The 11,511-nt window shown below is 55.9% G+C and carries 8 protein-coding genes and 3 pseudogenes; 3 read left to right on the top strand and 8 right to left on the bottom strand.

The window, feature by feature from the left end:
• Positions 1 to 115 precede the first annotated feature (115 nt).
• Positions 116 to 343, bottom strand: a pseudogene (locus tag ACIQ0R_RS07400) (SAM-dependent methyltransferase); the annotation flags it as partial.
• A 100-nt stretch (positions 344 to 443) separates the two neighbouring features.
• Positions 444 to 1,073, bottom strand: coding sequence for a response regulator (locus ACIQ0R_RS07395; RefSeq protein ID WP_395825648.1), 630 nt, complete (start codon positions 1,071 to 1,073; stop codon positions 444 to 446).
• 268 nt (positions 1,074 to 1,341) lie between these two features.
• Here ACIQ0R_RS07395 and ACIQ0R_RS07390 point away from each other — a divergent pair, with 268 nt between their 5' ends.
• Positions 1,342 to 2,070, top strand: a complete 729-nt coding sequence (locus ACIQ0R_RS07390) for a response regulator (protein WP_395825644.1) — start codon at positions 1,342 to 1,344, stop codon at positions 2,068 to 2,070.
• A 150-nt stretch (positions 2,071 to 2,220) separates the two neighbouring features.
• A complete protein-coding gene (locus tag ACIQ0R_RS07385) occupies positions 2,221 to 3,012 on the top strand; it encodes a FadR/GntR family transcriptional regulator (protein ID WP_395825641.1) in 792 nt (263 codons plus the stop codon).
• A 186-nt stretch (positions 3,013 to 3,198) separates the two neighbouring features.
• Here ACIQ0R_RS07385 and ACIQ0R_RS07380 read toward each other — a convergent pair whose 3' ends face one another.
• The 5 genes and pseudogenes from ACIQ0R_RS07380 to ACIQ0R_RS07360 all read right to left on the bottom strand — a co-directional run bounded on the left by ACIQ0R_RS07380 (position 3,199) and on the right by ACIQ0R_RS07360 (position 10,522).
• A complete protein-coding gene (locus ACIQ0R_RS07380; protein ID WP_395825638.1) occupies positions 3,199 to 5,241 on the bottom strand; it encodes a primosomal protein N' in 2,043 nt (680 codons plus the stop codon).
• Between the two features lie 423 nt (positions 5,242 to 5,664).
• The gene (gene hemE, locus ACIQ0R_RS07375) at positions 5,665 to 6,744 is read right to left on the bottom strand and encodes a uroporphyrinogen decarboxylase (protein ID WP_395825635.1); all 1,080 of its coding nucleotides are present in this window, start codon (positions 6,742 to 6,744) and stop codon (positions 5,665 to 5,667) included.
• A 206-nt stretch (positions 6,745 to 6,950) separates the two neighbouring features.
• A pseudogene (locus ACIQ0R_RS07370) lies at positions 6,951 to 8,120 on the bottom strand (MFS transporter).
• Positions 8,121 to 8,328: 208 nt separating this feature from the next.
• Positions 8,329 to 10,116 carry an ABC transporter ATP-binding protein/permease gene (locus tag ACIQ0R_RS07365; RefSeq protein WP_395825632.1) on the bottom strand — a complete coding sequence of 596 codons (1,788 nt, stop codon included), beginning with the start codon at positions 10,114 to 10,116 and terminating at the stop codon, positions 8,329 to 8,331.
• 271 nt (positions 10,117 to 10,387) lie between these two features.
• Entirely contained in the window at positions 10,388 to 10,522 is a 135-nt protein-coding gene (locus ACIQ0R_RS07360; protein ID WP_395825629.1) for a hypothetical protein, read from the bottom strand.
• 288 nt (positions 10,523 to 10,810) lie between these two features.
• On the opposite strand from ACIQ0R_RS07360, the pseudogene ACIQ0R_RS07355 reads away from it, so the two are divergent.
• A pseudogene (locus ACIQ0R_RS07355) lies at positions 10,811 to 10,930 on the top strand (ArtI protein); the annotation flags it as partial.
• A gap of 13 nt (positions 10,931 to 10,943) precedes the next feature.
• Here the strand turns inward: ACIQ0R_RS07355 and ACIQ0R_RS07350 are convergent.
• Positions 10,944 to 11,444 carry an SGNH/GDSL hydrolase family protein gene (locus ACIQ0R_RS07350; RefSeq protein WP_395825626.1) on the bottom strand — a complete coding sequence of 167 codons (501 nt, stop codon included), beginning with the start codon at positions 11,442 to 11,444 and terminating at the stop codon, positions 10,944 to 10,946.
• Between the last annotated feature and the right edge of the window lie 67 nt (positions 11,445 to 11,511).

The following is an 11,511-nucleotide window of genomic DNA, read 5'->3' as shown; positions in this document are numbered from 1 at the left end:
GTGATCACCTTGTATATCTCCCGCCTAATGAGTAGGCAGGAGCAGTAGAACACCTGGGTCAGTTTTGAGTCGGCACAACACCTATAAATGGGTCAGTTTTCGGTCGGCGTCAACACACAAGTTGAACACCGGCGTTTTCGTGCTGGATTTCCTGCAGCAATGGTTCAATGAATTGGTATAAATGATATACCTGCTTGAGCTTGCGACGGCTGTCTTGGTTCAATTTACCGTCGCGTGTCAGGATGTGCAGTTCCTTGAGTAGCTCAATCGACTGGCCAGGACGGATTTCGTGCTTGGACGAATGCTGGTTGGCGGGGTTGGGCTCTTGTCTGGTACCGTTCATTGCGCTTACTTTCTGATGACCGGACCTGCCGGCGATCTTCACAAGTATAACGGCTCCGAACGCCAGCGCTCGTTTTAACCGCTGGCGTTCGCACAAAATATCATGCGACGTGACGAATGCGTTCCATGGTGCAGCAATATCGGCCCAGTTCGATGTCGTTGCGCAAGCCAAGTTTCTTCATGGCAGAACTCTTTTGCAAACCGATAGTCTTGACGCTTTTGTTGAGGCTGTGGGCGATTTCTCTCAGGCTATTACCCACCACATACATTTTGAACACCTCGGCTTCACGTCTGGTTGGCAATTTTCCGCTCGGCCCTTTACGCAAGAGTCGTTGTACTGAACGTCCGATGTACGGGGTAGTGCGTGTTCCGTCATGGATCGCTTTGCCGAGCTCGGCGATCTCGTCACTCTTGTGGATCAAACCCCTCACGCCAACGGTACTGATTTGGTACAACACCGCAGGTATATCGAGCATCGTCAGGACAATCAGATCGATCGACGGATAATCATTGTGCAGCAGATTCAGCAATGCACAACCGGCGCCAATACGGTTGATGGGCATGGAGAATTCGGTGATTAGCATGTCGCACGGGGTGTCTCGCAAGCGCATTGCCAACTCATCAATTGTCGAAACGCATGCCACCACCATATAGCCCGGCATTTCATTGATATATTTCTGCACCCCCGAGATTACTGCTGGTTGATCGTCTGCCAGAATGATCTTGATCATGGGATTTTCTCCGGTTAATGAAGGGTCAACTCATCACCGAGAAGGCTACCTCCTCCTCGTTTTTCAAATTATGTTCGAGCATGATTGTCGATTATATAAGTTTATGCTGTAAAAACCTGGCTTAAATGATAACAAAATGGCAAAATATCTAAAATCATTTCCAGCATTTACAGTTCCACGTTGCCGGCGTTCCTAAACTATAAACGGTTCTACAAACGGTCCGGCGCCTGCACCTTTCCAGCATGACGTTGTTGAAAGCGACATCAACATGAAAATTGTTCTAGCTGATAATCACCCCTTATTTGTCTCTGGAGTACGCGCATATTTTGAGCAGGTGCCAAATTGCGGCGTTGTCGCCAGCGTGACCAGTTCCGATGCACTCATCAAGTGCCTTGACTCAACACCGTGCGACCTTGTCATTACCGAATTCTCGATGCCTATGACTCGCATCAGCGACGGCCTGCACCTACTGTCGTATATAAAACGCCACTACCCTCAAAAATGGTTGATCGTGCTTACCGTGAACGTCATCCCGGCGGTGCTGCATCAGTTAATACAGAGCGGTGCCAACGGGTTGCTTCACAAAAGCGATGAAATACCGGAGATCAACAAAGCAATCCGCCATCTCGGTAACAACACGCCGTACATTGGTCCATCGTTCCGGGCGTTGCTGAACCAGGGAATTGATTCGCAAGCTAAAAGCAGCATTCCGAGCCCACGCGAGACAGAGGTGTTACGTTTGTATGCAGTCGGGAATAGCCTGCGCGAAATTTCCGAGCGCCTGAGCAAAAGCGTCAAGACGGTCAGCTTGCAAAAAACGGCAGCGATGAAAAAATTGGGCTTGCGTAACGACATAGAACTAGGCCGCTACTACGCAACAGTCAGCGGCGATAAAGTGCAGCCGCCGGGACACTTCGACTGGTTTCTTCCAGCAGATCCGAGCGCCTGTCGATTTGCGACAATAAACCAGTCGCAAGTGCTGTTGCCGCCTAAATGAGTTAATTGAAATGCATTGATTGTATTGTCTGTAAACGCGCAGTGGGGCCCAGACAATCGGATTTGAAGGAAATTCACCGACGGCGCGATGCCGTTGCGCTCGCTCACACGGCGGCATGGCACAATATGAGAAATATCATTCACCGCTGCCATGCCCATACAAGTTATACAGAACCGCCGCCTCTATCAGCAAATTGCCGATCAGCTACGCGACATGATAGGCCGCGGCGAGTATGGCCCTGGTGCCAACTTGCCGCCCGAACGCGAGCTCGCCAAGCAGTTCGGCGTTAGCCGCACCTCCGTGCGGGAAGCGCTTATTGCGCTGGAAGTAATCGGCATCGTCAGTGTGCGTGTCGGTAACGGCGTAGTGGTGTTACCGCGCCAGGAAGCAGCACTTGGCGGCGAACCCAACGCACCGGCATTGAAGCAGGCCGCAAGCCGCAGCGGTTGGGAGATCGATCCTGAGCTAGACATCGAAATCGGCCGCGAACTCGACGATGAAATACCGCCGTTCAAGCTGCTGCAGGCAAGGCAACTAGTGGAGCCGGAAACAGCGGCGCTGGCCGCAGTCAACGCTAGCGACGAGCAGCTACTCAGCATCGCCGACGCATTCGCCCGCAATGTCAAGGATAACCACAATGGCTCCCAGACCCATCCCGGCGACCGCTTGTTCCATATTCGCATTGCAGAAGCCAGCGGCAATCCGGCCTACCTGCTGCTGGTCAGCCATCTGCTGGGGCGTAAATACGGCATGATGTTCCAGCGCTTGCAGACTTTATATACATCGAAAGATATGCCAAATCGCTCGGAGCACGAACACCAACTGGTCCTGACGGCGCTTCAGGCACGCGATGCGGTCGCCGCGCGGCGGGCGATGCGGGCGCATATAGATTCGGTTGTACGGATCTTTTCGCGCTCGGTGCCGGAACAAAGAGGCAATTAAAACAGTGCCGCGCAGTGAAAGGTGATACGGCAACGGCACCTGCCTGGCCACTCTTGGCATTCACGCGAGCATGGTGTCCATTTTTACGATCTCATCCAGCGACTTCGATTCCTGCCCTGGATGCCCAGTTGCGCAGGCACCTTGGGCGCGGGGGTGAACCCGCCTGCGATACGCCATCAACCATCGTCAGATATCTACCGGGTCCACTTCCAGCGACCACTTGGCACGCGTCTTGACCTGCCGCAACAAGGCCATCCAGTCGCTCAGGAATGCCTGCAAGCCTGGGCGCGACGGACATTCGACCAGCAATTGCGCACGATCCACATTGGCGACCCGGGTCATTGTCATCGGGATCGGATCGTGGATCGTGATGCCCTCATGTTCGATACAATTTGCGGCATACTGTAGAAATTCGATCGCCGTTTGCAGTTCTTTCGCTTCGGCGCGCAACAGCGCCTGGTAAATATAGGGCGGCAGGCAAGCTTGCTGACGCTCTTGAAGCAATGAACTGGCGAAGTGATCGTAGTCGTGGGCGATGACCGCCGCGTAAAGCGGGTGCTGCGGATAGCGCGTCTGAATCAGCACTTCGCTCGGACTGCCGCCCTCTTTTTGCGCCGCCCGCCCGGCGCGGCCGGCAACTTGCATGAGCTGAGCAAACAGGCGCTCACTAGCGCGATAGTCGTGCGAAAACAGGGCGGTGTCGGGATTCAGAATGCCGACCAGGGTCAGGTTCTTGAAGTCGTGACCTTTGGCGACCATCTGGGTGCCAATCAGGATATCCACATCGCCCCGATGTACGGTGTCGAACGCCTGTTGGGCGCTGCCTTTGCGCCGCGTCGAATCGGCATCGATACGCAACACGCGCGCTTGCGGGAACATCGCCTGCAATCCCTCTTCCAGGCGTTGCGTGCCGCGCCCCAGCGGCTGCAAATCGACGTTGCCGCAGGTCGGGCAGGATTTTGGAATGCGTAGCTCCAGGCTGCAATGATGGCAACGCAGTCGATGTTCAGGTTTGTGCAGCACCATGAACGAAGTGCAGCGGGTGCAGTTGCTGACCCAGCCGCATGCATCGCAGGCAATCACAGGGGCATAGCCACGTCGGTTCAGGAACAGCAACGATTGTTCGCCGCGCTCCAGTCTTTGCTTGAGCGCCGTTAGCAAGGTAGAGGTCAAACCTTCGCTCGGTTTGCCGCGCTCCATGTCGATCCGGCGCACTGCCGGCAACACGGCATGCTTGACTGCCCTTTCGCGTAGCTCGAGTTTTTTGTAACGCTCAGACTGCGCGTGATGCCAGGTTTCCAGCGAGGGTGTAGCCGAGCCCAGCACAATTGGGATCCGCAATTGGTGGGCGCGCCATACGGCCAGATCGCGTGCGGAGTAACGCAAACCTTCCTGCTGCTTATAGGATGGATCGTGTTCTTCGTCGATGACGATCAGCTTCAGATGCGGCAATGACGCCAGCACCGCCAGCCGCGTGCCGAGAATGATCCGCGCCTGCCCCAGATGCGCCGCTAGCCAATGACGCATGCGCTCGCCTTCGGCGAGGCCGCTGTGCAGCGTCGCCACCATGACGCCGGGAAAGCGAGCCCGGATGTTGCCCTCAAGTTGCGGCGTCAGATTGATTTCGGGGACCAGAATCAAGATTTGCGACAAGTTATCGTCACCAGTGTCGCTATGCGCCAGAATTTGCGCCGCAGCCTGCAAATATACTTCTGTCTTGCCACTGCCAGTGACGCCGTATAGCAACGTCGGCGCAAAGCCGTCAGCGCTGGCAATGGCGTCAGCGGCAAGCTGCTGAGCCGGATTCAACCGGGCAACGTTAATCGGCGTGGCATCGTGCACGACGCCGCTTTGCTGCAGTTTTTTTAAACCGCGATCCAACGCCACGGTGGTCAGCGCCCGCAGATTCTTCGGCAATCCGGGCAACGCCACTTCGCCCAAAGGCCGCTGGTAGTAATCGGCGGCAAAGCGGCACAAGGCCAGCCATTGTCCAGACAACGGCGGCAACTGATGACGCACTGCTTGCACATTTTTCAATTTCTCAAGCGGGACTTCGCTCTCTGAACCGCTACCGACGATTAAGCCGACCACTTCACGGCGACCAAATGACAACTGCACCAGTTGTCCGACTTGAGGCATAGGCTCAGTGTCGTCGCTGGCCTGCCAGCGATAGTCAAAGCTACTATCCAACGGGGTGTCCAGGACAATTTTTAAGATGCTTTGTTTCACGAACTTAATGTGGTTCCCGAGGAAATGAGCTAACTCACGGTTTCATAAGCGCTTTTCAAATTATCCACAATGTCTGTGGATAACTTTGTGGGTAAGTTGCTATTGACAGGCTGCAGACGCATATCTGATGCGGGTTTCAATAAACTGCCCAAACTAAAAGCAGAAAATTAATCGTTTTAAATCAAATAGTTACAAAACAGACTGAGACAGCAAATAATAAATATAGATATAAATAATTACCTTAGCGCAGGACATTTAATTTGTGCATAACTAGAGCCCGTCAAGAGCCAATTCAGTCGAGAAATGTGCTAGGCAGGCTCACTTTCAGCTAATGGCTAGCTGACCCGGCAGTCAGTTCAGGTGCTGCCCGCGCGCAATTATGTGGTAGTTGCGCGCTCAAACCGCTGACCACACGGGCGGCCCTCATCGACGTATCTTGCGGCTGATTTCATGCACCGCGTCGACCATCACGGCAACCGATTCCGGTGGCGTGAATTGCGAAATGCCATGCCCAAGGTTAAATACATGGCCACTACCGGCCGTTGGCGCGCCATAAGAGGTGAGCAAACGCTCGACTTCATTACGAATCTGCTCAGGATTGGCGAACAGCACCGCCGGATCGAGGTTGCCCTGCAATGCCACACGTTGTCCGACCCGGGCGCGTGCATCAGCCAGATTGACGGTCCAGTCAAGGCCGACCGCATCGGCGCCGATGTCGGCAATCTGCTCCAGCCACAGCCCGCCGCCCTTAGTAAAAACGATAGCTGGAACCGGCACAGCATCTTTCTCGCGCTTGAGCTGGCTCACCACTTGCTGCATATAACGCAGCGAGAATTCCTGATATGCGCCATCGGCCAACGCCCCGCCCCATGAATCGAAAATCATCACAGCCTGGGCACCGGCATCGATCTGTGCGTTAAGGTAGGCAGCCACCGCGGCGGCGTTGGTACTGAGTACGCGATGCATCAGGTCGGGGCGGTTATAGAGCATGGTCTTGACGGTATGGAATTCACGCGAGCCAGCACCCTCCACCATGTAGCAGGCCAGCGTCCATGGGCTGCCGGCAAAGCCGATTAGCGGCACACGGCCATTCAGTTCGGTACGGATTTGCGTGACTGCGTTGAACACATAGTCGAGCTTGCCCAAGTCAGGCGCTTGCAGCGCCATGACGTCTTTTTCATCGCGCAACGGACGTTCGAATTTTGGGCCTTCGCCATCTGCGAAGTACAAACCCAGCCCCATTGCATCGGGCACGGTCAGGATGTCGGAAAACAGAATCGCGGCATCCAGCGGAAAGCGGTCAAGCGGTTGTAGTGTGACTTCGGTGGCGTAATCCGGATTGGTTGCCAGCCCCATGAACGAGCCGGCACGACTGCGCGTCTTACGGTATTCCGGCAGGTAGCGACCGGCCTGACGCATGAGCCACAAGGGCGTATATTGAGTCGGCTGGCGCAGCAAAGCGCGCAGAAAGGTGTCATTCTTGAGAGGAGCAAATTGTGGCATAGGAGCGATTATCAGTTGAGGACGGCGCAATAATTGCAATAATTGGAGACAATCGAAACCGCAGCGCGGCAGCGCCTGGAACAGTCCCGCAATTCATCAAAATACATATGGCAACTACTTATTATCTCACCCAAACCGTGAGCTGCGACAGTTGCTGCAACTAATGAATGATTTTAGACGGCGTCGACAAAAGCCAGAGGCGGGAGTTACTCGCTCGGCGTCATCGCCAGGCTAGCGCCGCGTTGAATCGAGGCCGACCATAACGTCAGGCCCAATGCCAGCACCACCAATAGCACGCCAACGTAAGGTAACGTCGTCAGCTGGAAGCCGGCACTGATCGCCATGCCGCCCAACCAGGCACCACCTGCATTGCCAAGATTGAAGGCCCCTGGTTCAGCGTTGAAGCCAGATTAGGCGCGGCGCTGGCGCGCTCTACCACCAGCATCTGCAGCGGCGGTACGATAGCAAACGCCAGTACGCCCCATATGAAAATCGTCATCACCGCCAGTAGCGGTGCGTGCATGGTTAACGTCAACACAGTCAGGATCACCGCCAATGCGGCCAAGAACGCGATCAGCGATGGCAGCAAACGCCAGTCAGCTAACTTGCCGCCAAGCGCGCTGCCGACCGTCAGACCGAGACCGAACACCAGCAGCACCAATGTCACCGAGTGCGGCGTCAAACCGGTAACGTCTTCCAGGATAGGTGTGATGTAAGTAAACACCGCAAACAGACTGGCCGACGCCAGCGCGCTGATGGCCAGCACCATCACTACCTGCTTGTCCTTGAATACGGAAAATTCTTGCAGCAGACTGGTCTTTTGCATAGCGATTTTCTTCGGCAGCCACAGCGCAAGTGCGACCGCCGCCATGACACCGATCACGGTCACCGCCCAGAAGGTTGAACGCCAGCCTAACTGCTGACCGAGCGCCGTATCAAACGGCACGCCCAGCACATTGGCCAGCGTCAGACCAGCGAACATCAGCGCAATCGCCTGCGCCCGCCGGTTCGGCGCCACCAGTCCGGCCGCCACCACCGAGCCGATACCGAAGAAAGCGCCATGGCAAAACGCTGTCACCACCCGTGCCACCATCAGCACCGCGTAGTTCGGCGACAACGCGCACATCACGTTACCGATAATGAATAAGCCGATCAGGCTTAGCAAGGCCAGGCGGCGCGGCATATTGGCCGCGGCGATGGCGACAATCGGCGCACCGATGGTGACCCCCAGCGCATAACCGGTCACCAGCATCCCTGCCGCCGGAATCGTCACCCCCCAGATCGCGCGCCACATCGGGTAGCAGGCCCATGATGACGAACTCGGTTGTGCCGATACCAAAAGCGGCGACAGCAAGTGCGAGGAGTGGTAAAGACAACATGATGAGGATCCGCAAATGGAACCGCCTGAATAGCTTGAACGGCAGGGCGGTCTGAGGCGTGCACCGGGAAAATGATGCAAAGCAACATTATATCAATCGGCATTATTTTTTGTTCGCGCCGCCAAAATTCGGGCAAAAAATCGCCGCGGCGATGCTCAGAGTGTTGGATTTCTGCGATAAAAACGCCGGCTGGCAGCGCTTATAGTCAGTGACTCAACCGCCATATGCCGCCACCCTGCAACATCAACTCGCCGCCATGAAACGCCGCCAAACTGCTGCGATGCCCCACACTGATCAGTATGAGTTGCGGCAGTTCCTTGCGCAGCAAGCTGTACATCGCGTGTTCCAGGCCTTCGTCCATGGCGGAGCTGGCCTCATCGAGGAAGACCAGTGGCGGCCGATGTAGCAACACGCGGCCGATTGCCAGGCGTTGCTGTTCGCCAAGCGACAGGATGTTGGTCCATGCATTTTCAACATCCAGCTGGGTTGCCAGGTGGCCGAGTTGGATCTGTTCCAGAATTGCGCGGACTGCGCTGTCGTCGGCCTGGGCTGGTGCGGCCAGCGGGTAATACAGGGCCGAGCGCAAGGTTCCCAGCGGCAGATAGGGTTTTTGCGGCAGGAACAACGATTGCTGGCCGGCCGGGTAGATGATGTTGCCGCTGGCGTAGGGCCACAGGCCGGCGATGGCGCGCAGCAGTGTAGTCTTGCCGACGCCGGATGCGCCGCGCACCAGCAGTGCGGTGCCGGGTGCCAGGCTGAGATTGAGATTTGCGGTGAGGGGAGCGCCGCTTGGACTGTTGACGTTAAGCGATTCGACGCCGAAATTCCGGCCTTGATGCCTGATCTCTGGCATGGCCAGTTGATCGGCGGCGTCGACCGTATCGAGAAAGCCGGTGAGACGATTGACGACGGCGCGGTAGCTGGCGAAATCATCGTACGAGGAACGGAAAAAAGATAAAGAATCCTGTACCTGACCGAAGGCTTGCGCGGTCTGCATCAGATCGCCCAGCGTGATCTGTTTGCTGAAGAAGCGCGGTGCCTGCACTACCATCGGGAAGACCACGGCAAGCTGGTTGACGCCGAGATTGAAGCCCTGGAATTTGAGGGCGCGAAATACGATCGCCCAGGTATTGTCGATGACGCTGGAAAAACGGTTTAGCAAGGTCCTATGTTCTACTGCTTCGCCGCCGAAGAAAGCTATGTTTTCGCCGTATTCGCGCAGCCGTATCAGCGCGTAGCGGAAATCGGCATTCAGCTTTTCGCTCATGAAGTTCAGCTTGATTAATGGCCGACCCAGTTTCACGGCAAAGATGGTGGCAATCAGCACGTAGACATAAACCAGGAAAGTCATCGCGCGTGGGATCACCACGCCAAACAATGTCAGCGTGCCAGACAATCCCCACAAGATCAGCGTGAATGAAAACAGCGACACCACGGCACTGATCAATCCGAGGAACAGCGCAAGGGAACTGCTGATGAAGCTTGCGACATCTTGCTGGATGCGCTGGTCGGGATTATCGGTGCGGTTTGGCAGATGCTGGCTGCGGTAGTAGGCCTGTTTGTCGAGCCAGCGCGACATCAGGGTTTCGGTAAGCCAGACGCGCCAATGAATCTGAAATGCCTGGCTGATGTAAAAGTTAACTAAGGCGCGCGCCACATGAATGGCGGCGAGGACGCCGAACACCGCCAGCAGCGACCAGAATGTCGCAGCATTGAAATCCTGCATCGCCGTGTAGATGCCGTTGTTCCAAAACGTGAACAGAATGTCCATCCGTACCGAGAACAGGGTCATCAGGATCAGTAGCGACAATATCGCCAACAGCCACAAACTTCTGGCTGGCGAAAACCAGGCCCAGGTCACCCGTAAAAACTGCCGTCCCCAATCCGTGAATTTTCCTAGCAAGGCAGCCAGGCAGGCGACTGCCAACCAGCTGATACAGAACGCCTTGCCAAGCCAGACAACGCTGTCGAGCAATTGATGGTGCCAGTCCATGTTTTTCCGCCGTATCGATGAAAGGAACGTTGGTGCCGTAAATGCAATAACGAGCCCATTAGACCGATAGCTGCGGCCGGGATGCTTTCTGCCGGTGTAACTTCGGTAACCAGATGTTACTTATTCAAAAACCCGTCATCTGTCTTTAACGCGATGGCGGCGCTCAATCGCTTTCAAACCGGTGTAGCGACCGACGAGCGCTGCGACGGCTGCAATCCCTCTCTCAGATACCTCCCATGCAAAGGTATGTGATGCCCTGGTAATCCCCCCCTCATTGGCACGCTGCCGATGGTTGCGCCGGTGGCAGGATTGCTCCCGGCACCGGCCTTGCCGCTGCCGGCGTTGCAGCACTCGCCGTCGATATGGCGTGCTGGCGAAACAATGCAAGATCTTTTAATTGGATCATGGATAACTCCTGCAGAGGTGTTGATGCAGCTCATCGCGGAAGAAGCGAGCCGCGATGAGCTGCCCAAACGACAGCGGATGAATTCGGCTTCGATGCCTGAAGAATGTGCAACACAAGCCGGAGAAAATACCATCGAGACTGCGGTGCACGCGGCGCTGGACGGGCCGGTGTTTTACTCGCTATCGGCAAACATATGGCGCAGCAACCTGGCTTGCCCGAGACTGGTCGCAAACAAAGTTAGCACCACATCGTTACGCCAGTTGGGTGCTATTGTCAGCGCCGCAAATCGAAAAAGCGTTCATGCTGCCACGCGGCGACGTGCCTTTTAAGGAGTTTGTCGACGCCTGGCTGCATCAGGTGAAGGCCACCGGCGAATACGACCAGCTCTTCAACCAGTGGCTGAAATAAATCTGGCAGGCCGTCATCCCAGCTTGCTGGCCGCAGCCTGCGCGGCCTTGATCTTCTTGATGGATTTCAGATGGGCGGCGACCGCAGTGGCCAGCTGACGCGCCCATAACGCAACGCCGCTCACTGAAGGATGGTAGCCGTCGGAAGCCATCAGGTTGCGATCGTTGATATCGATCAGCAGCGGCACCCGCGTCACCCCCATAGTCATCAAATCGGTAGGGAGATTGGCAATCAGGTGCTCGACCGTTGCGTCGAGCACCTTGGCTTTGATGCCGAGCACATAGCGCAGCGGCTCGGGCAAGGCAGGGAAAGCGTGGATCGGCGGAATTCCGGAAATGACGATCAGGCGGGGCGCGACACGCGCCTGCAAATCACGCATCAATTGCAACAGTTCGGCACGATAGCGGCGGCAGGAGCGGAACCCAGTGGTATCGTTGACGCCAAATGCAATCAGCACGATGCCGACCTTTTGCGGCGCCACCGAGGGTGTAATTAGTTTTGTGTAAACGGTCATTTGGCAGGACACTGCCACCATAGAGGAAAAAATGACCTACGTAAAACGCACCAAACGGGCCAAGCCC

This window comes from Collimonas sp. (assembly GCF_044339385.1).
In the GTDB taxonomy this organism is placed as follows: Bacteria; Pseudomonadota; Gammaproteobacteria; order Burkholderiales; family Burkholderiaceae_D; genus Collimonas.
The sequence above is the reverse complement of the archived record's forward strand: the minus strand, read 5'-3'. Positions and strand labels throughout refer to the sequence as shown.

Bases quoted from the DNA above. Each gene is read 5' to 3' on its own strand.
- ACIQ0R_RS07395 (WP_395825648.1), bottom strand. From the start codon at position 1,073: ATGATCAAGATCATTCTGGCAGACGATCAACCAGCAGTAATCTCGGGG.
- ACIQ0R_RS07390 (WP_395825644.1), top strand. From the start codon at position 1,342: ATGAAAATTGTTCTAGCTGATAATCACCCCTTATTTGTCTCTGGAGTA.
- ACIQ0R_RS07385 (WP_395825641.1), top strand. From the start codon at position 2,221: ATGCCCATACAAGTTATACAGAACCGCCGCCTCTATCAGCAAATTGCC.
- hemE (WP_395825635.1), bottom strand. From the start codon at position 6,744: ATGCCACAATTTGCTCCTCTCAAGAATGACACCTTTCTGCGCGCTTTG.
- ACIQ0R_RS07365 (WP_395825632.1), bottom strand. From the start codon at position 10,116: ATGGACTGGCACCATCAATTGCTCGACAGCGTTGTCTGGCTTGGCAAG.
- ACIQ0R_RS07360 (WP_395825629.1), bottom strand. From the start codon at position 10,522: ATGATCCAATTAAAAGATCTTGCATTGTTTCGCCAGCACGCCATATCG.
- ACIQ0R_RS07350 (WP_395825626.1), bottom strand. From the start codon at position 11,444: ATGACCGTTTACACAAAACTAATTACACCCTCGGTGGCGCCGCAAAAG.